This window comes from Campylobacter gracilis, from assembly GCF_018374135.1.
GTDB lineage: Bacteria > Campylobacterota > Campylobacteria > Campylobacterales > Campylobacteraceae > Campylobacter_B > Campylobacter_B gracilis_A.
Genome location: NZ_JAHAFS010000010.1, coordinates 1 through 25,199 on the forward strand (window position 1 = coordinate 1; position 25,199 = coordinate 25,199).

Below are 25,199 nucleotides of genomic sequence, written 5' to 3' on the forward strand. Positions count from 1 at the left end.
TTTATCGTTTGCCCGCATAGTCAAATCGCGCAGCCCCCAAGCTAAACTCGAAGTTGTTTCGATCCACCGCGCCTACGCACGCGTCGCTATCGTAAAGCGCGAGCAGAAATTCCGCCATCTCCTCGCTCGAGTGATAGCGTTTAAAAGCCGCGTCGTAGTCGTAGCCCGCGTCATCCGTCGCCACGGGACCAAAAATTACGCTATGCAGGGTAAAATTTCGCGGCGGAATGAACGAGTTAAATTAAAATCAAATCTGTGCGCGGAGCAGAAAGCGCCCTAGCTAGGCTCGCGCCGCCGCCAGCGTTATGATCCGCTTAACCACCTCGCTCGCCGCTTTTAAAGAGCCTACGGGCAGGTATTCGTAGATCGAGTGGAAATTATGCCCGCCGGTAAAGAGGTTCGGGCACGGCAGCCCCTTTGCGGAGATGACGGCGCCGTCGTAGCCGCCTCGCATAGGCTTGATCTTGGGCTCGATATTTAGGCTTTTAAAAGCCTGTTTCGCAAAGCGTATCGCCGGCGCGTCGTCGTTTTTCAAAAAGTTATAGACGTTTTTATAGCGGTCGTTTAGCGAAATTTCGATCCGATCGCCCCAGATCGCGCGAAGCCCGTCCGCAGTTTTTTGCAAAAATTCCATGCGCTGCTCGTATCTTTTCTCGTCAAATTCCCTCACATCGATCTTTATGACGGTCTTTGCGCTGTTGCCGCTAAGCTCCTTGATCCAAAAATAGCCCTCCTTGCCCTCTGTGTATTCGGGCGCCTCGCCCGCGGGCAGCAGCGAGATAAACTTATGCGCCAAAAGCAAGGAATTTACGAGCTTGCCCTTGGCGTTCATCGGATGAGCGGACTGGCCTTTGAAGGTAACGACGCAATCGCCCGCATTCCAATTCTCGTAGATAAACTCGCCGATGCCGCAGCAATCAAGGCAGTAGCCGAAGTCCGCGCCTATCTCGCTTACATCCAGCGCCTTTGCGCCCCGCAAGCCCTGCTCCTCGTCCGGCACGAAGCAAGCGATTATCTCGCCATGTTTGATCTGCGGATTTTGGACGAAAAATTCCAGCGCATTTACGATTGCAGCGATCGCCGCCTTATCGTCGGCGCCTAGCAAGCTGGTACCGTCCGTTACGATGATCTCGTCTCCTTTGTAATCTCGCAGCTCCTCATTTTCGCTCTCTTTAAGATAGATCTCTAGCTCTTTATTCAGGCAGATATCGCCGCCTTCGTATCTTACGATCTGAGCTTTGGTATCATTCGTCTGCTCGGCGCTGGTATCAAGGTGGGCAAAAAACGCTATGCTCGCAGCGGGCGCGTCTAAATTTGATGGAATTTTAGCGATCAGAATCGACTTCTCGTTAAGGCTGATATTTTTTATGCCTAGCGCTTCTAGCTCGCCTTTTATGAGGCCTGCTAGCTCAAGCTCTTTGGGGTTTGAGGGCATTATGCCCGCAGCACCCGCGGCTCTATTTGTGGTGGTGTTGATCTTAGTGTAGTTCAAAAACCTCTGCACGATATCCATATTAAGCTCCTTTACAAAATGAAAAATGCGATGACGCAGACGGATAGAAACATACCTAGGGCTGTTCTTTTAGCGATCTGAATAGGGCTTACCATCGCAAGTCCCGCGCAGACTATACATCCGCCCGCGATCGGCGATGCGCTCCTGCCTAGCGCGCCGCTTATCGCAACCGCCATACCGAGCTTATCTTGCGCAAACCCTAGCTGGTCCGCATGCACGGTCACCGCGGTGTTAAACGCCATCGCCGCCGCATCTCCCGAGCCCGTTACGACGCCCATAAAAAACGGAACGAAGGTGCCGCCGAATTTTACGTAGCCCTGCTCGCCCTTCAGCCACTCGATTACGAAATCGATCGCTCCGCACGCGCTAAGACCCGCGACGAAGACGCCCGCTGCGATGATGATACCCATGATATCGGCATACGCGCTACCCATGCCTTTGAAAAATTCTTTCGTGATCTTTTGAGGGTTGGTCATAGTAATGACGATAGTGACGATAGCGCCCAGTAGCATCGCCTCGGCGACGCCCATCTTGGTCCATTTAAGAAAGGAGATCGTGTTGAGCTTGGACGTACCGCCGATGATTAAGATCACCAAAGGCACTAGCGGCATAAGCGCGTGTAAGACATTTAGCTTCTGAGGCTGCGCGTCCAAATTTGAACCGGCGGCGGAGCTTGCCGCAGTAGAGATTGCGCCGCCCTCTCTTTGTGCTAGATAATTCACCCCCTTGGTGTAGTCTTTGCAAACTATCGCCGTTATGCTAATTACGATCAAAACTACGATCAAAGCGGTAATCGCGCTAGAAAACTGCACGGCAATGACGTCTTGAACCGTGTAGGAAGGATTGTGCGCCTTTACCATATCGGCTACGAATACGTTGTGCGCCGAGCCTGGGCTCAAAACGCCGCCGAAAGTGCCCGCAAACACCGCCGCACCCGCCATCTCAGGCTTAATGCCCGCAGCCATTAAAAGCGGTATCATCGTAGCGCCGACCGCAGCGGAGCAGCCCGCAGCGGAGGGGATCGCGATATTTATGAAGTACGTAAGCGCCACGACGATGGGGATCAGCAAAAAGCCCAAATTCCCAAGCGGCCTGGTAAGCAAGCGGATCAAGGCTCTGTCGCAGCCGGTAAATTTCATCACGAAGGCAAAACCCATACTGGCGCATATCGCCTTAATAAGACCTGCTTTAGTCATATACGAGGTAAAGGCGCCCAGCCCGTCCAGCGGCTTTAGACAAAGCGCGCACAGCACCAAACCCACGCCGATAAGCACGGTTTTAGTATCCTTTTTCATGATCAGTAAAGCGACGACTGCGACGATACCCACAAGCGCCAAAAATAGCCTAAAAGTCTGCACGATAACTCCTTTTAAATTTTGAATTTACTTCCCACGGCGATGCGCGAGATCTCTTTTTTGTACTCGAATTTCAGCACGTCCGCATGCCCCATCACCTCGCACTCGTTTCCGTTTATCAAAAACGCGCTACCCTCGGGCATAGCATAGACGCTGTCGTTTTGATTGACGATCAAAAACTCCTCCAGCCGCTCCTCCCTGCTCTCGCCGTTGTGGTTTGAAATTTTACCGCTTATGAAGTGCGGATTGATCTGATACGGAAAGATCCCCAAAGCTACCGGCGAGGGCGGAAAGACGATCGGCATGTCGTTGGTAGTCATCATTGTCTTGCCCGCGACGTTTGAGCCCGCAGACCAGCCGAAATACGGCGTACCGCTATCCACGGCGTCTTTGATCGCACCCAAAAGATCAAATTTATAAAGCTCATTTAGCAGCACGAAGGTATTGCCGCCACCGATGCAGATCGATTTGGCATTTCTAACGGCGGCTTTCATATCGGCGAATCGATGGATCGATCTGATATTGCTATTCTCCAAGCAGTCTGCGACCTTCTGCTCGTATTGATCGCTTGTGCGCCTAACGCCCGCAAACGGAATGAATAAAATTTCATCCTCCCAAAGACCTCCTAAAAATTCCTTGACCCACCCCTTGCAGTGGTTCAGATAGCCGCTGTCTTTGTAACTAGAAGCGCTTAGAAGCAGTGCTCTTTTCATCTCATCTCCTTTAAACTTTGCCGTTTAGCTTATACGCGCAGCGCAGATACACGTCCACCCCCGCAAGCAGCGAGTCTTCGTCGAAGTCAAATTTGGCGTTGTGATGCCCCGCTGCAAGCGTCGTGCCGATCATCAGATATCCGCTTTTGCCGCCCGCATCTTGCACCGAGCGCATAAAATGCGCGAAGTCCTCGCACGCTCCGAAGTTTAGCTCCCTTACGATTTTATCATCGTCGATAAACGGCGATGCCTTCGCCGCATCTTCGTAAAGCTGCGTGGTAGCCTCGTCGCTATCGCCGCCCGCGGTGCCGCCCGTAACCTGCACGTCGTAGCTGACGCCGTAAATTTTAGAAACGCCCTCCACTATGTCCATGCATTTAGCCTTCATAAACTCATTCAGCTCCGTGCTTTCGCCGCGCGTCTCGCACGCAAGGTAGCCGTTAGGCGCGATGACGTTGCGTCCTTCGCCCGCGCGCAGCACGCCTACGTTGATACGCGTGACGCCGCCTGCGTGCCTGGTTATGCCGTGCATATCAAGCGCCATCTCAGCTGCGGCGAGCAGGGCATTGGCTCCATTTTGCGGCGCGCCCGCGGCGTGAGCGGACTTGCCTTTTAAGCTTATGTCAAATTTAGTGGTCGCAAGTAGCTTTTTGGTACCGCAGATGATACCTCTCATCGTGTTTGCCTGAAAGCCGATATGACCGCCCAGCAGATAATCCACGCCCTTGGTAACTCCCGCAGCCTCCATACCTACGGCGCCTCTGGTGCCCTCCTCGGCGGTTTGGAATATAAATCTAAATTTACCGCTAAAATCGTCTAAGTTTTGCGCGATCAGCTTCGCTAAAGCAAGCCCCATCGTGATATGCCCGTCGTGCCCGCACGCGTGCGTAATGCCGCTAATGTCGGAGCGAAAGCCCTCCTTAAAAGGGCGGTGATCCGCGTCCGTGCTCTCTGTCACGTCCACGCCGTCTATGTCAAATCTAAAAGCGACCGTTTTGCCCGCGCGCCCCGTGTCTATTTCGGCCACGAGACCCGTTAGCCCGTCCTCCATCGCATCAAGAAATTTTATCTGATCTGCGTTTAGCAGCCCTTCGGCGCGCTGCTTCGCCTTCTCGCAGGCATCCTTGCTACCTACGCCCTGCCTCGCTTCGGCTTTCACCACCTCGCGACCGAGCTTTATCTCATAGCCCAAGCGCTGCATACGATCTGCAATAACCGCGGTCGTAAAAAAGGTAAACCAGCCCGTCTCGGGATGCGAGTGAAAAAACCTGCGATCCCCGATCATCTCGCTTTTTAGCGCCTCTACTTTTTGTGCAATAGCATCCATATTCTCTCCTTTATTTTTTAGCTAAGCTTAACATCGCCGCGGCTAGAACCTTCGTAGCGGCAAACGCGTCGTCCCAGTTTATGCTTTCATTTACGTTGTGGCTGATACCGTCCTTACACGGCACGAAAAGCATCCCCACGCGATCCGCAAGCTCCGTCATATTCATCGCGTCATGTCCCGCGCCGCTAGGAAGTCTTAGGCTTGGAATTTTAAGCTCGCCGGCACAGCTCTCAAGCAGAGCTATCATCTCTTCGTTTAGCTTTACAGGGCGATCCTTGATGAGATTTTTTAGTTCAAATCCGCACCCTCTGCGAGCGCAAATTTCATCTATCGCGGCGCAAATTTTATCGTCCGCCGCCCTAAGCGCTTCCTCATCGATATCGCGTATATCAAGACCTAGCGTGCAGGAGCCCGGGATTACGTTTAGCACGCCGGGTAGCGCATTTGCATAGCCCGTCGTCGCGACCGTGGTTTTGCCCTCCTTTGCGATCCTTTCCGCGCTTAAAACGATCTCGCTAGCGCAAGCCAGGGCGTCGCAGCGCATATCCATCGGCGTAGCGCCGCTGTGATCGGCTCTACCCTCGATCCGCAGCTCGTATCGCACGGGTGCGGCGATACCCGTGACGACGCCTACGGGGATATCGCGTCGCTGCAATACCGGCCCCTGCTCGATATGAAGCTCGATATAGCTATGAAAGCTAGATTTTGGTAGGATGCAGCTTTTTAAATTTGCGGGATTTAGCCCGAAATCCTCCATGGCGTCAAACAGAGAAATTCCGTCTTTATCCTTTAGCTCGCCCAGCCGCTTTTGCGATAGCTTGCCGCTAATTATCTTGCTGCCTACGGTAGCCATTTTAAAGCGGCTTGATTCCTCACAAACAAAGACGATGAGCTCCAGCGGTCGTGCAAGCTTTTCGCCGCTATCTCGCACTGCGCGGATCGCCTCCAAAGCGGCCATGACGCCTAGCGTGCCGTCGTAAAAGCCGCCCTGCGGCACGCTATCGATATGCGAACCCGCGCTGACGGGCGGCAGATCGGGATTGCTGACGCCGCTAAATTTAGCGAAAATATTGCCCGTATCGTCGATTTTGATCTTGAAATTTTCTTTTTGAAGTAGCGATATGAGGAAGTCGCGCGCCTCTTTATCCTCGCGCGAAAATGCAAGCCGCGTAAGCCCGCCGCCCGCCAAAGCCCCAAAGCGGCTTATCTGCTCAAACTCGCTTTTAAAGCGCTGTATGTTTATGTCCATAAATTCCCCTTTTCTTAAAAAATTTATGAATACGGCATTTTAATATTAAATTTATATAACAAAGCTGAAATTTGCCTATCGCGGCGGCAAATAGGGCGCTAAAACGGCGCGAGCAGAGCTGTTTTAAAAATAGCGCTTAAATTTCATTTTGCCTTTTGGGCTTTAAAATCTCGACGAGCCCGCTTAACTTCAGACTAAACGGATATAATTATCGCAAAAATTTAATGAGGAGCAAGGATGGAACAGGGCTCGCTAGAGGGGCTTTATGAAAAGCTAAATGGGCTTAAAAGCGTGATAGATAAGGAGGAGTGTCTGTTTGACGCAATAAGAGACGCCGTAGAAGCGGAAAATTTCGAATTTGCCGCGCAAATTTGCGACTTTGTGCTAAACGACGATTTTGAAAAATTCGGCGCGTTTTTAAGAACCAGAGCGCTCTTATGGCTCACGAACTACATCGCGCAAAATTTAAAAGAAAGCGAATACCCAAATTTCGACGACTTTACGGACTGCCTGTGGAAATTTAAATGAATAGTCTCGGGCGTCGCCAAAAGCTCTATAATCGAAAAGGAGCTCATAGACGAGGCAAACGAAGCGATGCTGTTTTACTACGAGCGCATGGAGCTCTCGCTGGCCTCATACTACAAGGCTTTGATGAATCAAAACATCGACATGGGCGATGCTAGAGAGGCGAAGGCGAACTACGAGCTGTGGAAAAAGCTCGCCAAAGACGATATGGCCGACTGCGAGGCGTGCGAAGCAAGCGATGAGATCGCGTATCTGTGCTTTGTCGGCGAGCATGCAGCGGCGCTGGAGCTTGCCGAGCCGATACTTTTTAGCATGATTAAAACAGGCAAGATAGAAGAGGCGAAAACCCTGCTACCCAAGGCCGCGGCGACGATCGAGTCAAATCCTCGCGTGATAAATCAGATCGCGCCGCTAATCGAGATCGCCGTTAGGCTGGATGAGCGCGAGACGGCGTTAAGCTTAGCTCGCAAGCACTCGCACGCCATACTAGATAGCAACGACGATCTAAACGACCTGCGATTTTTCATCGCTGTTAGCGCGTTTGGCGATGAGGGCGACTACAAAACGGCTTTGGAGCTGGCGGGCAAATTTGACGCTAGAAATCAAAACTTCTATTATGCTGATTATCTAAATAAATTTTACGAGGAATTCGGGGTTTGAAATTTGACGGTTTAAAGGCCTAGCGCGCTTTGCCCGCAAAGCAGGACGCCTTTTCCCAAGCGCGTGCGGCGAGATAGTTTAAAATTTGCGGCTTGATACTACTCACGCTCGCAACGGCGAGCGTGATAAAATTTACGCCGAACGGACGCGAGCGGCTCGTGCGGTAAATTTATACCGCTTACTCGCGCACGGCGGTAACCGGTCGCCGAAATAGATGATAGAGCGCGCAATACTAAATTTTAACTGGTCGCTACGTATGAAAGAAAAATATCGTGGCGGCGCATACCAGCGCCAAACCGCATGGACAAGAGCAAATATTTGCGGTAGCAAGACTCTTATTCTAAATTTCAATCGCCGCAGAACGTAAAATTTAAACCGAGCCCGCCGTCAATCTCATCGTAAAATACATAAGCGGCACAATGGCGTATCTAGCACGTCGCCATCTAGATATAGCGGTAAATTTAATAGCAAAATTTAAAGCGCGGCGCAATAAAATTTTAAAACAAAATTTCAAGTAGCTTTTTAAATGAAAAATTTAAAGCGGAATCTTAAATTTAGAATTTCAAATAAATTTTAAAATTCCAAGAGTATCATCCCTTGGAATTTTAAATTCAGTGCTTGGCTAGGTAATTTGTGTCGTAGTTATTATCCACGAAATCGGGGTTGTTCATCATCCTAAGATGAAAATCGCGCGTCGATTTTATACCGCCGATGATGAGCTCGTCTAGCGCGACCTTCATCTTTGCGATCGCACGCGCGCGGTCCTTGTCGTAGACGATGAGCTTGCCGATCATACTGTCGTAGTAAGGCGGCACCGAGTAGCCCTCATAAACGTGGCTATCCATTCGCACATTTCTGCCGCCTGGGGCGACGTATTTGGTGATTTTGCCAGGATTTGGCATAAAGCTTTTGGAGTCCTCAGCGGTGATGCGGCACTCAAGCGCATGCCCGCTAAATTTTATCTCGCTTTGAGGTAGCAGCTTCTCGCCCTGCGCGATACGGATCATCCACTCGATCAGATCGAGCCCGCTTCGCATCTCGCTTACGGTGTGTTCGACCTGCAGGCGGGTATTCATCTCGATGAAATAGAATTTCTTGTCCTTGCTATCGTATAAAAACTCAAACGTTCCCGCGCTTGCGTATCCGATCGCCTTAGCGGCGCGAACCGCCGTTTCGTGCAGGCTTTTTCGCGTCGGCTCATCTAAGATTACGGCCGGGCTCTCTTCGATTAGCTTTTGATGGCGGCGCTGCATCGAGCAGTCGCGCTCGCCGATATGCACGACATGTCCGTGCTCATCGCCCAAGACCTGAACCTCGATATGGCGGGGGTTTGTGATATATTTTTCCATATACATCGTGCCGTCGCCGAATGCACTCATCGCTTCGCTCTCTGCCGACCAAAAGAGCTTTTCGATATCCTCTTCGCGCTCGACCACGCGCATTCCGCGCCCGCCACCGCCAGCTGCGGCTTTAATGATGACCGGATAGCCGATTTCGGCGGCTAGCTTGCGTGCCTCTTCGACGCTTGCGATCGCGCCGTCGCTGCCAGGCACTACAGGGATGCCCGCGCGCATCATCACTTGCTTAGCCTTGCTCTTATCGCTCATTAAAGTCATCGCCTCGACGCTTGGACCGATAAATTTAATGCCGTGCTTGGCGCAAATTTCGACAAAATTTTGGCTCTCGCTTAAAAAGCCGTATCCCGGAAATATCGCGTCGGCTTCGGTTAGCTCGCAGGCTGTGATGATCGCGGGGATATTTAGGTAACTATCGCTACTGCGTGGTCCGCCTATACAGACCGACGCGTCGGCGTATTTGACGTAAAGCGCGTCCTGATCGGCGGTAGAGTGCACGACGATGGCTTGCTTGCCCATCTCTTGGATCGTGCGAAGCGCGCGCAGAGCGATTTCGCCGCGATTTGCGATTAGAATTTTTTTAAGCTCCCTCATAGCTTCTCGACCTCAAACAGCGCCATAGCGTATTCGACGGGCTGTCCGTCTTCGACGAGAGCTTTTTTGATGCGGCAGTCAAACTCCGCCTCAATCTCATTCATAATCTTCATTGCTTCGATGATGCCGATCGTATCACCCTTATGCACGACCTGGCCTACGCTCACGAACTCTGCCGCACCGGGACTTGGCGCTTTATAAAAAGTACCCACCATCGGGCTGTCGATCGTATCCATCGCGCCTTTTGAGGCGGGCTTATCGCCCACGAGCACATTTACCGCAGGCGCAGCAAGCTGCGGGGCAGGTACCGGTGCGGCGAGCTGAGGCGTGCTCCCACCGCATGGGCCATATTTTTTTATCTCTATCTCAAAATCTTTATCTTTAATTTTTAGCTCGTTAATGCCTTGCTTTTCGCCGAAAAAGTCCATTAACTCTTTGATTTCTGCTTTTGTCATAAATTTCTCCTGAAAAAATTTACGAAATTTTAGCCAAATTTTTATAATTGTTTCTTTAAATGGATTTTTGCGGGGCTTTTAAGAAGTGCGAAGCGGAATTTACGACAGAATTTGCGGACTGATTTTAAGGATTTATAGGCTGCGATTTGCCTCGTTCATTTTAAGCTCGAACTTCGCAAGCAAAACACGAAATTTTGCAGCAAGAGCGCAGGATGATTTTAAATCCTTTAAAAATTTAACGCTTAATTTTACGACCGAAATTCTATGCCCAAGCTCAGAGCGCAAAAATGCCGTGCTTTACTTTAAAATCTCGCCTCCGAGCTCATATTAAAATCCCACGCCTTGCTTTTCTTTAAAATTTCGCGCTGAAATTTTGTTTTAAAACCCCGCGCTGAAATTCTATCCGCGCGAAGCCCTATGCGTTAATGTGTCGCAAAAAAGCTCTGAATTTTTGCTTTATCGCTCGTTTTGCTAAGAGCCAGCATCAATAGTACGCGCGCCTTTTGCGGATCTAGATTATCTGCGGTTAGAAAGCCAAGTTTTGCGTCGTCCACCTCCGAGCTAACGCTAGTTGAGCCGCTGCCTGTGCGGCTTGAGCGCACAACGATCACGCCTGCTTCGCTAGCCTTTGCGAGCGCGGCCTGCAGATCCGGATATAAATTTCCATTGCCTACGCCCGCTACGATAATGCCCTTAGCGCCCTTTTGCACCGCTGCATCGACCAAATCGCCGTTATCTTGCGCGTGTCCATAGATGATATCGACGCGCGGGCAGGCTTTGAGATCCTTGATATTAAACTCGCTTGCGACGGTGTGTTTGCGAAGCGGCGCCATATAGAAATTTACGGCTCCGTAATTTACGGTGCCAATTTTGCCGGAATTCGGCGAGGCAAAAGCCGCAACGTTAGTAGTATTTGTTTTCGTAACCTCGCGCGCGGCGTGGATTTCGTCGTTCATCACTACAAGAGCGCCCTTTTCGCGAGAGTTTTTATCTGCCGCGACGGCAACGGCATTGTATAGATTAAGTGGTCCATCAGCACTCATCGAGTCTGCATTTCGCATCGCGCCCACCAAAACGATCGGTTTTTTGGATTTTACTACCAGGCTTAAAAAATACGCCGTCTCCTCCATCGTATCGGTTCCATGCACGATGACGATGCCGTCTACGTCGTTTTTAGTAAGCAGCTCGCTTACGCGGTTTGCAAGCTTGAGCCAAATTTCATCATTCATCTCCTGCGAGCCGATATTTGAAATTTGCTCGCTTTTAATCGTAGCTAAATCCCCCAGTTGCGGCACTGCCGATAAGATATCTTCTACACCCTTAGAGCCTGCGGTATAGTTGCCCTCCGTGGCACTTGCGCTGCTTCCCGCGATCGTACCGCCGGTAGCTAAAATATAAATATTTGGCTTCGCAGCAGCCAAAGATGACGCGATAAAAAACGTAATGAACGCAAATTTCTTGAGTAGTCCCATAGTTGCTCCTTAAAAAGTGATAAAATTTTTATAATTTAAGCAAAATTCTAGCATAAAATTTTTATTATATTTTATTTTGCTGCTATAATGCGCGAAAAATTTTGATTATTTTAAGGAAATTTTATGGGACTGAAAAGCGATAAATGGATCAGACAGATGTCGCAGCAGCACGATATGATAGCGCCCTTTTGCGAGGAGAATATCGGTCGCGGCGTCGTTAGCTACGGACTTTCCAGCTACGGATACGACATACGCGTAGCGCGCGAATTTAAAATTTTTACAAACGTCGGCGGAACGGTCGTCGATCCTAAAAATTTCGACGCAAAAAACGTCGTGGATTTTGAGGGCGATGTCTGCATCGTGCCGCCTAATTCCTTCGCGCTAGCGCGCACTATCGAATACTTCAAAATGCCGCGCGACGTGCTTGCGATCTGCCTGGGCAAAAGCACCTACGCGCGCTGCGGCATCATCGTAAACGTAACGCCCTTTGAGCCGGGCTTTGAAGGGCACATCACGATTGAAATTTCCAATACCACGCCGCTGCCTGCAAAAATTTACGCGAACGAAGGCATCGCGCAGGTTTTGTTTCTGCAAGGAGACGAGCCGTGCGAGGTAAGCTACTGCGATAAAAAGGGCAAATACCAAAGCCAAAAGGGCATCACGCTGCCTAGAATTCTAAAGGATTAAGCAATGAAAAATTTAATCATCGTAGAATCCCCCGCAAAAGCCAAAACTATCAAAAATTTCTTAGGCGCCGATTACGACGTAATCGCGTCTAAAGGCCATATCCGCGACCTTCCTAAAAAACGCTTCGGCATCAAAATCAAAGATAAAAGCTTCGAGCCCGAATACGAAATCAGCGCCGATCACGATCAGATCGTAAAGCAGATAAAGACGCTCGCCAAAAAGGCGGATCAAATTTACCTCGCGACGGACGAGGACCGTGAGGGCGAGGCGATCGCCTATCATATCGCAGCTTCGATCGGCAAGCAGGCGCAGGAGCTGCCGCGCATCGTATTTCACGAGATCACCAAAAGCGCGATCTCAAACGCGCTAAGCTCGCCGCGCAAGCTTAATATTGCAAGCGTAAACGCCCAACAAGCGCGCCGCCTGCTCGATCGCATCGTGGGCTATAAACTAAGTCCGCTTTTAAATTTAAAGATCCAGCGCGGCTTAAGCGCGGGTCGCGTCCAAAGCGCCGCGCTTAAAATCGTCGTCGATCGCGAGCGCGAAATTTTAAATTTTAAGCCGGTAGAATTTCACAGCATTGACGCGGTTTTTAAAAAGGACTTGGAGGCCGAGCTCGTGGAATTTCGCGGCGATAAGATGGAAAAACTCTCGATCAAATCTGCGGCGCAGGCTAGTGAGATCGTCCTGACGCTGCAAAAAGACAAATTTAGCGTAGAGGGTATCGAGAGCAAATCACGCAAGACGAACCCCTACCCGCCGTTTATGACCTCGACGCTACAACAGGCGGCAAGCACGGCTCTGGGCTTTAATCCGCGCAAGACGATGAGCCTCGCGCAAAGCCTTTACGAGGGCGTTAATACCAAAAACGGCGGCGCGATCACCTACATGCGAACCGACTCGCTAAATATCGCCAAAGAAGCGATCGCAGCGGCTCGCGAGCTAATCGGCGAGCGCTTCGGCGAAAAATATCTGCCCAAAAGCGCGAATTTATACGCTACGAAAAGCAAAGGCGCGCAGGAAGCGCACGAAGCAATACGGCCTACCGATCTAAAGCTTACACCCGAGCTCGCGCAAAAAATCCTGCCTCGCGACGAATACCGCCTTTACGCGCTCATCTACAACCGCTTCGTAGCCTCGCAGATGAGCCCTAGCGTCTCGCAGATCCAAACGATCATTGTACGCGGCGAAGCGGGCGCGTTTAAGATCAGCGGACGCAAGGTAGAATTTGACGGATTTTACAAGGCTTACGGCGATCTGGATAAGGATAAAATTTTACCGAGCCTTAGCGCGGGCGACGCGATGAGCCTGCAAAGCCTAAGCTCGCAGCAGCACTTCACCGAGCCGCCGGCGCGCTATTCAGAAGCAAGCCTCATCAAAAAGCTCGAAAGCCTCGGCATCGGCAGGCCCTCGACCTATGCGCCTACCATCTCGCTGCTTACTGCGCGCAACTACGTAAATATCGAGCAAAAGCATCTGGTGCCCAGCGAGATCGCCTTTAAGATAACCGAGATGCTAGAGCAAAATTTTAAAAACATCGTCGATAGCGAGTTTACCTCAAAAATGGAAGAGAAGCTCGACGACATCGCCGAAAACAAAGCGGACTGGCAGCAAATTTTGGCGGATTTTTACTACCCTTTTATGGACGAGATCGCCAAAGGAAAAACCTCGATCGCAAGCCAAAAGCTAGCAGAAAAGATCGGCGAAACCTGCCCGAACTGCGGCGGCGAGCTACTTAAGAGACAGGGCAGATTCGGCGAGTTCATCGCTTGCTCGAACTATCCAAAGTGCAAATACTCACGCAACGCGGACGCTAGCGCCGAAGGGGCGAGCGAGGAGAAGGCGGCGCCCGAAGTGCTAGATGAGAAATGCCCGCAGTGCGGTAAAAATTTAATCAAGCGCAAGGGAAGATACGGCGAGTTTATCGCTTGCGAGGGCTATCCGAAGTGCAAATACTCGCGCAAAATCGAGGGCGCGGCAAAGGAGAAAAAGCCGCTCGTCTCCACCGGCGTTAAGTGTCCGAGCTGCGGCACGGGCGAGATCGTCGAGCGCTTCTCCAGACGCGGCAAATTCTACGGCTGCACGAACTACCCAAAATGCGGCTTTGTGAGCAACTATGCACCGATTGCGCGCGCATGCCCGCAGTGCGGCAACTCATACATGCTCCGCAAAGAGCTGAAAAAAGGCAACTTCGCCGAGTGCCCGCAGTGCAAGCTTAAAGAAGAGATCGATTGATAATAGGCGTCGTCTCGGACTCCCGCCCTGAAACGGGGGTCGCTGCCAGCGCCATAGAGTGGCTGCTCGCGCGCGGAGCTGATCTGCTCGTGCATGCAGAGGGCATCGTCGCGAGCGAGACGCTGCGGCTTTTGCGGCAAAGCGGCAAACCCTACTTCGCGGTTTTAGGAAACAACGACGAAGCGCTTACCGAGTTTAAAAATGAGTTCAACCTACGGGGTGAGCCCTTCTGCACGGAGTTTGCCAGGCTACGACTAAAAATAATGCACCATCTGTTTTATCTCTTTGACGAGGAGCCCGCGGCGCAAAATGAAGCATACAGGCCAAGCTTCGCCGCGGATTTTGGCTCACGCACGGACACGGATCGCGCGGTAGATTCTCGCAGGAATTCCAGCGCGAGCCTAGCTAAAAATTTAAGCTTAAGCGACGAAGCAAATCGCAGCGCAAATTTAGGCTCAAGCTGTAGGACAGATCACAGAGAAATTTTAATCTCAAATTATAAAGCAACGGATCGCTCGGTAAATTTAGACGCAAATTTTAATGTTGCGGACGTTGATAAAATTTTAAATGGCGCGCGCCGTTCAGATGAAAATTTCAAAAACGCGCATAGCGCGAGTGCGAATTTAAAAAGCGGGTGGTCGTCCGCAAGTCTAAATGTGAACTTGGGCTTGAATGCGGGCGCGGATGTGAACTCAAACGCAAATTTAGACTTAAATCTGGACGCAAACTCAGCCTCGAGCTCGAACGCAAATTTAAACTCAAATTTGACCGCAAGTTCGGGCACCAATACAAGCGGCGAAAGTAAAAATCGGGGTCTGTACGGGCGCGGGGCGGATAAAATTTCAACTATCAAAATTTACGGCCACACCCACTATTTCGCTGCGGCGGTGGATAAAAACGGCGCGCTCGTGCTAAATCCGGGCGAGATTTGCGGGCGCAAAAAGAGGCTTTTCGAATTTGCTTACGTCGTGGCGCAGGGCGGTAAATTCCGCGTATTTCACGTCTGCGCCGCACCCGAGAAAATTCTAAAATGGCGCGAACGCGAGGTAAAACTATGAATGAGATTTACGTCCTAATCGCGCTATCGTTTTTGATCTTTGCTTCGCCCTTTTTGGCTAGCTTAGCTAGAATTCCGCTCTCGCCTATGGAGATTATGCTCGGCATCATAGCTGCAAATTTAGGGCTTTTGCCGCCAAGCGCGACCTTCGATCTAGCCGCGCAGATCGGCTTTTGCTACCTTATGTTTTTGGCGGGCTGCGAGGTGGATTTCCGCGCGCTGCTTGCGATGTCGCGCAAAATTTTGCGGCTAATCCTAATCTTTTTGGCGCTGCTTTATATCCTAAGCGCGCTTGCGGTTTGGGTGTTTGAACTGCCGCAGATGCTTATCATCGCAGCGCCTCTGATGAGCGTCGGGCTGCTTTCGGCGCTGTATAAGGAGTACGGCAAGGATCAAGCGTGGCTCAATCTCGCGATGCCCGCGGGCGTGATCGGCGAGCTCATCAGCATCGCCGCCCTCACGGTGGGCGGCATCTACCTTAAAAACGGCTTCGGCGTGGAGATGGCGCTTCACATCGGCGCGCTTTTGGGCTTTTCGGCGGCAGCCTTGGCGGTTTTTAAAGGGCTTGAAATTTTATTTTGGTGGTTCCCTGCGCTAAAAACGGTCATTATGCCCAAGTACGACAAAAACGAAAAGGACGTGCGATTTGCGATGGCGCTGTTTTGCCTCATCTGCGCCGGAGTGATGCTTTTGGGGCTTGAGGTCGTCATCGGCGCCTTCATCGCAGGCACCTTTCTGCCGACCTTTTTCTCGCACAAGGACGACCTCATCGAGAAGCTATCGTCGTTCGGCTTTGGCTTTTTGGTGCCGATATTTTTCATACACACCGGAGCCGTGATCAAGCTAGAAGCGCTCCTTATGCCCGGAGTGATGAGCTTTGCCGCGAGCCTAGCGGCGCTGATGTTCGGCATCAGGCTGCTTGCGAGCGCTACGTTTTTAAGCACCTTAGGGCGCAAAGGCGCGGTGCTTTTCGCGCTATCGCTATCTATGCCCCTAACCCTCGTCATCGCCACGGCGACGCTTTTTTACTCCACCGCCGCGATCTCGCAAGAGATATACTTCGCGATGATCATCGCCTCGCTCATAGAGGCGCTCGCGTCGATGATTTTGATAAATTTTATTTACAAGAAATTTTAGGGCGGGGTTTTAAAATTTTGAAATTATAGAATTTTGGAATTTTAAAATTTTAAAGTCCTATGAAATTCTAGAATTCTATGAAATTTGATTTTATGCGGGATTAAAATGAAGTTAAATTTAAAGCTCTATTTTGCGCCGCAATCGGTTAGGTCTTGTAGCTCCATAGTATAATTCAGCTCCGGTTTCCACAAATCACAGTCCCTATATACTTCCAAGATTTCTTTTAGCAGGCATAAAATATCTTGCTTACTAAGATTTTGCGTATGATTTGGTTTTAAATCTAGGAGTTTCCAGATTCTATGAAATTTTTCTGGTTTTAAAGTTCTGTTTATAATAATTTCATAATCCATAATTACCTCTAGGAATTTATTATTATAATATAGAATCCAAATAGTCTCTGTACTAAGCGCATGATCAAACTCATTACTAGGAAAGTTATGAAGACACCACATCCAATAATTTCTACTTTTGTCAATAGTCCATTTTCGTTTGTTAATAAATTCTTTATACGGCGGATTATATTTATAAAATATTTTACTCAATCCATACTTCTCATCATCCTCTTTGGTGATAATTGCATTTTCAAACGCCATCTACGCTCCTTGGAATTTAAAATTTAGCGTGCAAACAGAAATTTCAAGCGCAAATTTTATGCAAAATTTCGCGACGCAGCCGAAAACGGCAAGCATGGAAACTTCAAACTCGCCGCGCTTAAAGATAGACCTACGAGCTTGCCGCGACCGCTAACTCCGCTCGCCGCGGATATATTTGCTTTCGCTAGCCGCGGCAAAGCAAACGCGGCTCGTTAGCAAAGCTATCAATAAAATTAATCGCAGCAACCCATCCGCAAAATAGCATAACTGCACGATTTGCGGACGGGCTAATAAAACCAAAGCGAGCCGATTAAAATTTAAGCTTTAGCTTGCGGCGCTTAAAAACCGATTAAGCTTAGACGCGGTGCGAGCAGCGTACCGCGACGCGGCGTCAAAGCTTCAAGCTACATTAAGACCGGAATTTTCGTCTTTTGTAGGAAGTATTTCGACGCGCCACCTAAGAATATCTCCTTGATGCCGCTGTCTGAATGCAAGCCCGCGACGATTAGATCGAAATCGCCTGCGTCGGCGTACTCTAGCAGCACCTGCCCCGGGATCTTGCCCTCGACGTTCAGCGCCTCGAAAACGTCGACTTTAATGCCGTGTAGAGCCAGATAATCGCTTATGCGGCGCTTCGTTTCGGCAAGATCATCCTGAAGGTAGTGATTTGCGGTAATGACGGTGATAGATTTGGCGTGCTGCAAAAGCTCCAGCCAATTATCGAGCGCTCGCGCAGATGCCGCAGTGCCGGTAAGTGAGACTAAAATTTTATCCACCTTAAACTCCCGCAGCTTGCGCGGTATGACGATACAAGGCTTGCCGCTTTTGGTGACCGCCGCCTCGAACGTGCCCGTGATAGAGCCCGTAGGCGGCACCGAGACCAGTACTAAATCGCAATACTTGGAGTATTTCTCGACTAGCTCGGAACGGATGCCCACCATATGCCTCAAAGCGGCGCTATTTGGGACGTGATCGTCATCGCTTTTATCTAGGCCCAGCTTGGCGCATTCGGCGTCGAAGATCGCTTTGATCACCTCGCGCTCGGCCTGCATTTCATCGCCCGCAGATTTTAAAAACTCCTCCATCAGCACGCCGCCTTTTAGCGTCATACGGACGTTGTAGATCATCTTGGGATCGAGCTGGCACGCCATTATGTTGATGTGCGTGCCGAAAAATTTATTTACGAGCAGCGCTCCGTGTATACGCTCTGCCAGCTCCTCGCCGCCGCCGATAGGGAAAAATATCTTTTTAAGCTGCATCTCATACTCCTATTAAAATTTTAAGCTAATTCCAGTGAAATTTTAGTGCCTTTCTGATCGGTCACGCGCACTCGCACCACATCGCCCGCCTTGTAAGGCGTCGTGATAAATTTAGCGCGCAGTAGCCCGTCCACGCCGTCTCGTAGCGAGATGAAGGTACCGAAATCCAGCACGCTTTGCACCACGCCGTCAAACTCCTCGCCGATCTGAAATTTTACCTCTTTGCGTTCACCGCGCGGCTTGCGAAAATCGCGAGAATTTGAAACTATCGATAAAATTTTCTCTTTTGCGCCCGATACGCTGCTAGCTTTGGCGCCTTGGATCTTGACCTCGCCCTTTTCTCGATCCAGATCGATATTTACGCCGAAGCTTTCGGTGATCTCTTTGATGACCTTGCCGCCCTGACCGATGATGTCGGGGATTTTGCTCGCCTCGACGCTAAAAATTTCAAGCTTCGGAAGCACGTCCTCGTTTATAACGATCGCCGCATCCGCCTGCTCCATGAGGCCCAAAATATGCGCGCGAGCCTGCTTTGCCTGCGCGAGAGCCTCTTTTAAAACCTCCAGGCTGATGCCGCCGAGCTTGATATCCATCTGAAGCGCGGTGATGCCCTCATGGGTGCCCGCGACTTTAAAATCCATATCTCCGTCGTGATCCTCAAGCCCCATTATGTCGGTTAGCACGGCGTGTTTTTCGCCCTCAAAAATCAAGCCCATCGCGACGCCCGCAACGAGCTTTAGCGTAGGCACGCCCGCTGCACGCAATGAAAGTGCGCCGCCGCAGACCGAAGCCATCGAGCTTGAGCCGTTACTTTCTAAAATTTCGCTCACTACGCGGATAGACTGCGGCGAGTTTAGATCGATGCTTGGATATAGCGCTCTTTTGGCTAAATTTCCATGTCCTAGCTCGCGTCTGCCCGGGCTTTTGAGCGGACTTGCTTCCCCGACGCAAAAGCCCGGGAAGTTATAGTTAAACATAAATCTATCGCTGATCGGCTCGAGCTGCGTTAGGCTATCGCTTAACTGCGCGTCGCTATCGCCGCCCAGCGTAGTGACGACTAAAGCTTGCGTCTGCCCGCGCGTAAATAGGCAGCTGCCGTGCGCGCACGGCAGGATATTGGTCTCGATACTTATCGGGCGCACCTCATTAAGCGCGCGTCCGTCGGCTCTGCGGTGATCCTCGATGATCTGCGCGCGGATGATGCCGCGCTTATACTTGCCGATGACGCTAGAGATCACCTCTTTACTCCACTCGTTTTGCGCCGCGACCTCGGTCGCTAAAATTTGATCTACAATTTTATTTAGCTCGATAGCGCGTTCGCTCTTTGCCATCTGATTGATCGCCGCTTTGACGGCGTCTTTGTAGTTTGCGTCGATAAAATCCGCGATATCCTCATCCTCGATCTCGGGCTTGTACTCTAGGCTTGCATCCGGCTTTTTAAGCGGCAAAAAAGCCTCTTCATAGGCGTTTGAACCCGCGCTTATCGCCTTTGCGGCAAAATCGATCGCATCTACCATCAGATCTTCGCTAAATTCATTCATCTGCTGCGCGCCGTCATTAATCTGCGGCAAGGAGCGCATCTCGATCATCAAAAGCTCATCGCCGACGCCCGCTACGTAAAGATCGAGTGCGCTAGCTTTAAGCGCGGAGTTACTAGGATTTAGGATGAAATTTCCGTTTTGATAGCCTATGCGCACGCCGCAAACGGGCGCCTTAATCGGGATGTCGCTAAGATACAGCGCCGCAGACGCCGCATTAAGAGCGACGACTTGCAGATCGACCTCGGGGTCCGCAGATAGCACGTAAACTACGATCTGCGTCGGATATGCGTATCCCTTCGGAAAGAGCGGACGCAGCGAGCGGTCTATGATGCGGCTGGTTAGCGTCTCAAAATCGCCCGGCTTGGTCTCGCGCTTGATGTAGCCTCCGGGGATTCTGCCCGCTGCGTACATCTTTTCGATATATTGCACGGTAAGAGGTAAAAAGTCCTCCTGCACCTGCGTCTCTTCGCGCGCTACGGTAGCGAGCACGACGGTATTTTTCACACGCAAAAGCGCCGCGCCCGCAGCTTGCTTTGCGACCTTATTGATATCGAAAATTTCGGTATTGCCATTAACTTCAATTTTGCACTGCATCAATTTTCTCCTTATTTTTGTTAGTCTCGTGAAACGGCAGATAAAGCGGACATTTATTTAAAATTTGCATTATCTCCTCCGCGCTTGAGAGCGTTTTTTCTTTGTAATAAAAATCCACATTCACAAAATCTCTGATCTTGTGAACGGCATAAATTCCATCTACTAACATGGCGATCTCGTCTACATTATCGCTGCCGATAACGGGCGTAGCGTAAAAGATCGCTTTGGCGTTTAAGCTTACGAGCGTCTTTATGCAAGTAAGTGCGGTCAACCCGCTCTCACACCCCTCATCTACCAAGATGATGTTTTTTTTCTCCAAATTTCCCAAAAGCTCGCCCTTGCGAAATCTATACATATTTTTTAAAATTTTCTCCTCATAAAGTCTGTTTGCCTGCCCGTAAACGTAATCCAGGCTGATGCCGAAGCTTCGAACGAGCTCATCTACCATTACGATCTCTTGGGTCTCGCTTACGCACGCAATCGCGCATTCCGGATTATTGGGCGCTAAAACGGGCTCTGTGAATAAAAACTCATAAGCAAGCCCCAGCTTTAGAGCAAGATGGTTTGCGATAGGAAGCGACTCCAGAGACTGAGCGATTATTAGAAAATTATCGTTTTTGATCACGGTAGCGGGTAAAATTTCTGAAAGTTTCATCGCAGCGTCGATTTGGTTTTCAAACATTAGCTCAGCTCTAGACGTCATTATTTTTCGCTTCCGTATTCGCTATCTACTGAAAAATCATACCCCACTCCGCCGAATGGATAGAAATTTACGAGAAAGTAAATTCCGCGCTCCTTGCTTGCTTTGCTATAGCCCGTCGTACTGGTGTTTTTAGGCTCGATATCCTCTTGATACACAAAAGAGTAATTCCAGCATTTGCGCGTATGAGAAAGTCCCACGCGCCACATTTTAGAATAAGATCGCTCCAAGTCGTAATCCCAACGCCCAAAAATTTTATTATTCCTAGGCAAATTTACCGAAGCGTTTACGATGCCGTAGTTATCTTTCGTATAGCGTTTAGGCTCCATGCTTAGCTTTTCGTATTCGTAAGCGTGGCTGAGTCCAAAGCTAAAGTCGTCGTTGGAGTAGTTGGCGTAGGTATAGACCTTATCGAAGCTTTTATATTTATGCGAGTAGGTAAAGCGGTTTCCGATATTTAGCCCATTTGCAAAATACGCATCGATACGGTGTTCTAAATCATCGAACTCATGATCGTCGAAGTCATATCGCTGCTTGACGCTATGGCGTAAAAATTTACGTCCGTCTTCATTATAAAAAAACTGCGTCATACTTAAAGCTGCATTTTCGTGAGTGTATTCGTCGCTAAGCTCACTTAAGAAGTTATCCTCCCAATAAAGCGAGTCTTGCAAGTTACCCAGCCGCGAACGATCTACTGCACCGCGAGCAAGGTCGTATTTATACTGATGATACTTTAAAATTCTATCCTCGATGTCGCCTTGCTGCCATCCGGGAATTCTAAAATCCGCTCTCCAGCTCATCGTATGATACAAGCTATCGTAAGCCCTGGCTACGTCGGTGTAGAGTGAAAGCTCGGTGTATTGATTAGCGTAGAAAGTGCTTTTATCCTCGCCAAGATCGCCGTTTGCGTAGTAGAATTTATCGTGCCAATCGATATTAGTCATATACACTCGCTCGGTAAAGGCGAAATTTAAATAATCCGCCAGTAGCGGCGTGCTTATACTAATCGGTACGTCAAACTCGTATTGGCGAGCAGTCGCGCCCTCCCATCTGGTGTAATTACGCGCTTTTGCATCAAGCGAATAGATCAAATTTGGCAGCCCCAAATCATTGCTAAATTTATGATATTGCAGCGTCGGAAGCTCTTGGACGGTATCTTCGTTACGGAAGGTATTATCGGCGTTTAGCTTGCTCGTATCGATGTAGTAGCGTCCGTAAGCGCCAAAATAGTGCTCGTCACCGGTCAAATAATAATTCAGCCGCGAAGTTACGAGCGAATTATCCGCATCGTCGCCAAGACCTCCCTTTTCCTTCAGATCGTAGTATTCAAGGTCGTTTAGCTGGGTAAAGTCGATCCATAAATTTTCGCGCAGATCGCCGTCTAGCAAATAGGTCGCAAGCTTGCTGCGATCGTATTGAACTTCAAAGCCGTGGTGGCGCTCGTTTTTGTATTCGAGGCGTTTTTGCGCCCGCGAGAAGTTATCGAAAACTCCACCTCTAATCTCGCCGTAAGAATACGGGGATTCCGTAAAGCGAAAGGTGCCGTAGGCGCCAAAGCCCCTTCTGCTGCGCACCTGCGGATCGAGCTGAAAATCCCAGCTATCGTAAGGCGCAAAATAGATCGGCTGCTTATAATAGATCCCTTCCTTGCTGATGTAGCCGGCCTCTGGAGGCAGCAAGCCCGTGCGGCGCGTGCGATCAGTCGGGAAGCCGAAATACGGCAGATAGAGCACCGGTACGTCGCCCACGTAAAATCTCGGATTAAAAAGATGGAGGAATTTGCTCTCTTTATTGAGCATGCCGCTGCTAAATTTGATGCGCCAATCAGGATCGGTGACATTGCAGCTAGATACGCTGGAGCCCTCCACGCGGTAATACTCGCTGTCGCTGCAGCTGGTGTCGTTTTGCATCCAAAGCTCGGAGTCCTTGTCCATCATAAAATTTACGTCGGCTTGCTGCTTATCGTTTTTCAGATCGATTTTGACATGCTGCGCACGCGTAGTTTCGCTGCTACCGCGCATCGCATTGACGTTACCAAAAAGCTCGATAATGCCGTTTTGTTCGTCGTATGTAGCGCGATCGGCGGTGATAAAGTAGTCCTGTGAATACACCGTTACGTTGCCGCTCGCCTCCGTCAAAAAGCCGTTTTTCTCGACATTATCTGCTATGAGCTCGACGTCTTGGACCTTTGCGCTCGCACTACTTGCTAAAAGAGCGCTAAAACTAAGCGCTAGAATTTTAAATTTTTTACTCTTTTTCAATCTCTACCACCAATGTTTTCGCCGCCATATCGTGCAGACTCTGACGCGAGTTCGTAAAAAGCGCCACCAAAAATCCCGTATAAAAGATCATCTCGCTTATCAACCTAACCGCCGCGCGGATCGCCGCCGTAGCGATATCCATAGAGCTGCCGTCAGCGCGGACGCAATAAATTTTAACCGCAAGCTTGCCTAGCGTCGCGCCGTATAGATAGACAAAAATCGCTTGATATAAAAATTTTATTATCGCGTAATGTAAAATGAATTTCGACGCGATCTTTTGTACCTCAAGATTGCTTCCGCTCTGCGCCGCTGCGACAAGCTCTGGCTCGTCGATAGCAAATAGCACGACCACAAAAAGCGTTACGCTCACCGCTTCGTCAATACTAAACGCGATTACGCGCTTGCTAAGCGGAGCGATGATCAAATTTTATCTCTTAAGGCTTGGTGCGCGATATCGCGCCTATACTGCGCGCCGCTAAATTTTATATTTTCGCACAGCGCGTAAGCCGCATCGCGCGCCTGCTTTAGGCTCTGCGCGACGCCCACGCTTACCAAAACGCGCCCGCCGCTAGCGTAAATCCGCCCCTCTCGCTCACTCACGCCTGCGTAGCAGATATGTGCGCCCGCAGGAATTTCTCCCGTCTTGATCGGCTCAGGCTGCGAAGGGCCGTAAGGGTAGCGCTCGCTAGCCATCACGACGCCCACCGCAAATCGCTCTTTTAAGCTTATGCTGCTTAGCTTGCCTACGGCGGCGTTGTATAAAATTTCGCTCAAATTTCCGTCAATTAGCGGCATCAAAACCTCGCACTCCGGATCGCCGAAGCGGACGTTGTACTCCAGCACGTAAGGCTCGTCGCCCACGATCATAAGCCCTACGAATAGCACGCCGCAAAATGGCGCGCCCTGCTGCTTCATCCCTTTTAGCGTAGGTGCTACGATCTCACTTTCTACTCTTTTTATCAGAGCGGCATCCGCTAGCGGGCTTGGCGCATAAGCTCCCATGCCGCCGGTGTTCGGGCCCAGATCGCCGTCAAGCAATTTTTTGTGATCCTGCGCTACGGGCAGACTTACGAAATTCTCCCCGTCGCAAATCGCAAAAAAGCTCAGCTCGAAGCCCTCTAAAAACTCCTCCACGACGACGCGCTTACCCGCTTCGCCGAAGCTTTCGCCGCTTAGCATATCCGCCGCGGCTTTTTTAGCTTCATCTTTGGAATTTGCGATTATGACGCCCTTGCCTGCGCACAAGCCGTCCGCTTTGACCACTACGCGGCCGTTTAGAGTATCGATAAATTTTGAAATTTCGGAGAGATCGTCGCTGCTTAGAAATTTTGCGGTTTTGATATGATTTCGCGCCAGAAAGTCCTTCATATAGGCTTTAGAGCCCTCCAGCTTCGCCGCAGCGGCGCTGGGGCCGAATATCGCGAGACCTTGCGCTTTGAAAGTATCCACTATGCCTTTTGTAAGCGGTTCTTCGGCGCCTACGACGGTAAGGGCTACGTCGTTGTTTTTGGCAAAGAGCGCGAGTTCATTAAAATCTTTTAAATCTAAATTTTTACCGAGCGCCTTTGTAGCGCCGTTTCCCGGAGCAAAATACAGATTTAAAACGTTTTTATCCTCGCGAAGTCTTAGCCCGATCGCGTATTCTCTACCGCCGCCGCCGATTATTAGGATATTCAATGAAGCCTCCGTAACGTAAAAAACCCAAGTGAGCGTTGCGTAAAAAGAATCGGCTCAAACAAAGCCAATCTTGCAACTAGGAAAAATCTCTAGGTCGCAACCCGTAACTTTTAAAAAAAAGCTCGAGCCGAGCCGCGTCACACGGACCTCTCACGTCGTCGCTTATACAAATATGTTGAACCCTCATATAAAACGCTCTCGCTTCACCCAGGCTTGGGCAAAATTATAGTCAAAATTTGC

Annotated in this window: 22 protein-coding genes; 6 read left to right on the forward strand and 16 right to left on the reverse strand. The window is 50.1% G+C overall.

From position 1 onward, the window contains the following. Position 1: 1 nt before the first annotated feature. From KH703_RS05785 to KH703_RS05810, 6 genes are all read right to left on the reverse strand, one after another. Positions 2-184 (reverse strand): hypothetical protein, encoded by a 183-nt coding sequence (locus KH703_RS05785; protein ID WP_304294879.1) that lies wholly within the window; start codon positions 182-184, stop codon positions 2-4. Between the two features lie 96 nt (positions 185-280). Beyond that, a complete protein-coding gene (gene pepT / locus KH703_RS05790) occupies positions 281-1,513 on the reverse strand; it encodes a peptidase T (protein WP_304294881.1) in 1,233 nt (410 codons plus the stop codon). 11 nt (positions 1,514-1,524) lie between these two features. Next, on the reverse strand, positions 1,525-2,871 hold the full coding sequence (dcuC, locus tag KH703_RS05795) for a C4-dicarboxylate transporter DcuC (protein WP_304294882.1): 1,347 nt from the start codon (positions 2,869-2,871) through the stop codon (positions 1,525-1,527). Between the two features lie 11 nt (positions 2,872-2,882). Beyond that, a complete protein-coding gene (pepE, locus tag KH703_RS05800; RefSeq protein WP_304294884.1) occupies positions 2,883-3,581 on the reverse strand; it encodes a dipeptidase PepE in 699 nt (232 codons plus the stop codon). A 10-nt stretch (positions 3,582-3,591) separates the two neighbouring features. Beyond that, on the reverse strand, positions 3,592-4,908 hold the full coding sequence (locus tag KH703_RS05805) for an amidohydrolase (protein WP_304294886.1): 1,317 nt from the start codon (positions 4,906-4,908) through the stop codon (positions 3,592-3,594). 10 nt (positions 4,909-4,918) lie between these two features. Continuing rightward, positions 4,919-6,157, reverse strand: coding sequence for a M20 family metallo-hydrolase (locus KH703_RS05810; protein ID WP_304294887.1), 1,239 nt, complete (start codon positions 6,155-6,157; stop codon positions 4,919-4,921). A gap of 237 nt (positions 6,158-6,394) precedes the next feature. Here KH703_RS05810 and KH703_RS05815 point away from each other — a divergent pair, with 237 nt between their 5' ends. Both KH703_RS05815 and KH703_RS05820 read left to right on the forward strand, forming a co-directional pair. After that, the gene (locus KH703_RS05815) at positions 6,395-6,685 is read left to right on the forward strand and encodes a hypothetical protein (protein WP_304294888.1); all 291 of its coding nucleotides are present in this window, start codon (positions 6,395-6,397) and stop codon (positions 6,683-6,685) included. Between the two features lie 66 nt (positions 6,686-6,751). Beyond that, on the forward strand, positions 6,752-7,342 hold the full coding sequence (locus KH703_RS05820) for a hypothetical protein (protein ID WP_304294889.1): 591 nt from the start codon (positions 6,752-6,754) through the stop codon (positions 7,340-7,342). Positions 7,343-7,953: 611 nt separating this feature from the next. Here the strand turns inward: KH703_RS05820 and KH703_RS05825 are convergent. From KH703_RS05825 to KH703_RS05835, 3 genes are all read right to left on the reverse strand, one after another. Next, positions 7,954-9,291 carry an acetyl-CoA carboxylase biotin carboxylase subunit gene (locus tag KH703_RS05825; RefSeq protein ID WP_291938702.1) on the reverse strand — a complete coding sequence of 446 codons (1,338 nt, stop codon included), beginning with the start codon at positions 9,289-9,291 and terminating at the stop codon, positions 7,954-7,956. Next, entirely contained in the window at positions 9,288-9,746 is a 459-nt protein-coding gene (gene accB / locus KH703_RS05830; protein ID WP_304294893.1) for an acetyl-CoA carboxylase biotin carboxyl carrier protein, read from the reverse strand. Before accB ends, KH703_RS05825 begins: the two co-directional genes overlap by 4 nt. Before the next feature lie 422 nt (positions 9,747-10,168). Continuing rightward, positions 10,169-11,167, reverse strand: coding sequence for a type II asparaginase (locus KH703_RS05835; RefSeq protein WP_304295006.1), 999 nt, complete (start codon positions 11,165-11,167; stop codon positions 10,169-10,171). A 174-nt stretch (positions 11,168-11,341) separates the two neighbouring features. Between KH703_RS05835 and dcd the strand changes: the two genes are divergently transcribed. From dcd to KH703_RS05855, 4 genes are read left to right on the forward strand one after another with little or no spacing between them, the layout of a single operon-like run. Next, the gene (gene dcd / locus KH703_RS05840; RefSeq protein ID WP_005871523.1) at positions 11,342-11,905 is read left to right on the forward strand and encodes a dCTP deaminase; all 564 of its coding nucleotides are present in this window, start codon (positions 11,342-11,344) and stop codon (positions 11,903-11,905) included. 3 nt (positions 11,906-11,908) lie between these two features. Beyond that, positions 11,909-14,140, forward strand: coding sequence for a type I DNA topoisomerase (gene topA / locus KH703_RS05845; protein WP_304294895.1), 2,232 nt, complete (start codon positions 11,909-11,911; stop codon positions 14,138-14,140). After that, entirely contained in the window at positions 14,137-15,198 is a 1,062-nt protein-coding gene (locus KH703_RS05850) for a hypothetical protein (RefSeq protein WP_304294896.1), read from the forward strand. Before topA ends, KH703_RS05850 begins: the two co-directional genes overlap by 4 nt. Next, positions 15,195-16,334 (forward strand): cation:proton antiporter, encoded by a 1,140-nt coding sequence (locus tag KH703_RS05855; protein ID WP_304294898.1) that lies wholly within the window; start codon positions 15,195-15,197, stop codon positions 16,332-16,334. The genes KH703_RS05850 and KH703_RS05855 overlap by 4 nt, the downstream gene beginning before the upstream one ends. A 125-nt stretch (positions 16,335-16,459) precedes the next feature. Here KH703_RS05855 and KH703_RS05860 read toward each other — a convergent pair whose 3' ends face one another. The 7 genes from KH703_RS05860 to purD all read right to left on the reverse strand — a co-directional run bounded on the left by KH703_RS05860 (position 16,460) and on the right by purD (position 24,959). After that, positions 16,460-16,927 carry a hypothetical protein gene (locus tag KH703_RS05860; RefSeq protein WP_304294899.1) on the reverse strand — a complete coding sequence of 156 codons (468 nt, stop codon included), beginning with the start codon at positions 16,925-16,927 and terminating at the stop codon, positions 16,460-16,462. A 404-nt stretch (positions 16,928-17,331) separates the two neighbouring features. Beyond that, the gene (locus KH703_RS05865) at positions 17,332-18,186 is read right to left on the reverse strand and encodes a universal stress protein (protein ID WP_304294900.1); all 855 of its coding nucleotides are present in this window, start codon (positions 18,184-18,186) and stop codon (positions 17,332-17,334) included. Positions 18,187-18,206: 20 nt separating this feature from the next. Next, positions 18,207-20,321 (reverse strand): polyribonucleotide nucleotidyltransferase, encoded by a 2,115-nt coding sequence (locus KH703_RS05870; RefSeq protein ID WP_304294901.1) that lies wholly within the window; start codon positions 20,319-20,321, stop codon positions 18,207-18,209. After that, complete coding sequence (locus tag KH703_RS05875; protein WP_304294902.1) at positions 20,305-21,024, reverse strand: phosphoribosyltransferase family protein; 720 nt, start codon at positions 21,022-21,024, stop codon at positions 20,305-20,307. The genes KH703_RS05870 and KH703_RS05875 overlap by 17 nt, the downstream gene beginning before the upstream one ends. Then, the gene (locus tag KH703_RS05880; RefSeq protein ID WP_304294904.1) at positions 21,024-23,282 is read right to left on the reverse strand and encodes an LPS-assembly protein LptD; all 2,259 of its coding nucleotides are present in this window, start codon (positions 23,280-23,282) and stop codon (positions 21,024-21,026) included. The genes KH703_RS05875 and KH703_RS05880 overlap by 1 nt, the downstream gene beginning before the upstream one ends. Further along, positions 23,269-23,706 (reverse strand): RDD family protein, encoded by a 438-nt coding sequence (locus KH703_RS05885; RefSeq protein WP_304294905.1) that lies wholly within the window; start codon positions 23,704-23,706, stop codon positions 23,269-23,271. Before KH703_RS05885 ends, KH703_RS05880 begins: the two co-directional genes overlap by 14 nt. Further along, complete coding sequence (purD, locus tag KH703_RS05890) at positions 23,703-24,959, reverse strand: phosphoribosylamine--glycine ligase (RefSeq protein WP_304294907.1); 1,257 nt, start codon at positions 24,957-24,959, stop codon at positions 23,703-23,705. Before purD ends, KH703_RS05885 begins: the two co-directional genes overlap by 4 nt. Between the last annotated feature and the right edge of the window lie 240 nt (positions 24,960-25,199).

Excerpts from the sequence above, each read along its gene's own strand:
- KH703_RS05825 (WP_291938702.1), bottom strand. The coding sequence starts at position 9,291 with ATGAGGGAGCTTAAAAAAATTCTAATCGCAAATCGCGGCGAAATCGCT.
- KH703_RS05875 (WP_304294902.1), bottom strand. The coding sequence starts at position 21,024 with ATGACGTCTAGAGCTGAGCTAATGTTTGAAAACCAAATCGACGCTGCG.
- pepE (WP_304294884.1), bottom strand. The coding sequence starts at position 3,581 with ATGAAAAGAGCACTGCTTCTAAGCGCTTCTAGTTACAAAGACAGCGGC.
- accB (WP_304294893.1), bottom strand. The coding sequence starts at position 9,746 with ATGACAAAAGCAGAAATCAAAGAGTTAATGGACTTTTTCGGCGAAAAG.
- topA (WP_304294895.1), top strand. The coding sequence starts at position 11,909 with ATGAAAAATTTAATCATCGTAGAATCCCCCGCAAAAGCCAAAACTATC.
- KH703_RS05805 (WP_304294886.1), bottom strand. The coding sequence starts at position 4,908 with ATGGATGCTATTGCACAAAAAGTAGAGGCGCTAAAAAGCGAGATGATC.
- KH703_RS05810 (WP_304294887.1), bottom strand. The coding sequence starts at position 6,157 with ATGGACATAAACATACAGCGCTTTAAAAGCGAGTTTGAGCAGATAAGC.
- pepT (WP_304294881.1), bottom strand. The coding sequence starts at position 1,513 with ATGGATATCGTGCAGAGGTTTTTGAACTACACTAAGATCAACACCACC.
- KH703_RS05855 (WP_304294898.1), top strand. The coding sequence starts at position 15,195 with ATGAATGAGATTTACGTCCTAATCGCGCTATCGTTTTTGATCTTTGCT.
- KH703_RS05815 (WP_304294888.1), top strand. The coding sequence starts at position 6,395 with ATGGAACAGGGCTCGCTAGAGGGGCTTTATGAAAAGCTAAATGGGCTT.
- KH703_RS05820 (WP_304294889.1), top strand. The coding sequence starts at position 6,752 with ATGCTGTTTTACTACGAGCGCATGGAGCTCTCGCTGGCCTCATACTAC.
- dcd (WP_005871523.1), top strand. The coding sequence starts at position 11,342 with ATGGGACTGAAAAGCGATAAATGGATCAGACAGATGTCGCAGCAGCAC.
- KH703_RS05865 (WP_304294900.1), bottom strand. The coding sequence starts at position 18,186 with ATGCAGCTTAAAAAGATATTTTTCCCTATCGGCGGCGGCGAGGAGCTG.
- KH703_RS05860 (WP_304294899.1), bottom strand. The coding sequence starts at position 16,927 with ATGGCGTTTGAAAATGCAATTATCACCAAAGAGGATGATGAGAAGTAT.
- KH703_RS05870 (WP_304294901.1), bottom strand. The coding sequence starts at position 20,321 with ATGCAGTGCAAAATTGAAGTTAATGGCAATACCGAAATTTTCGATATC.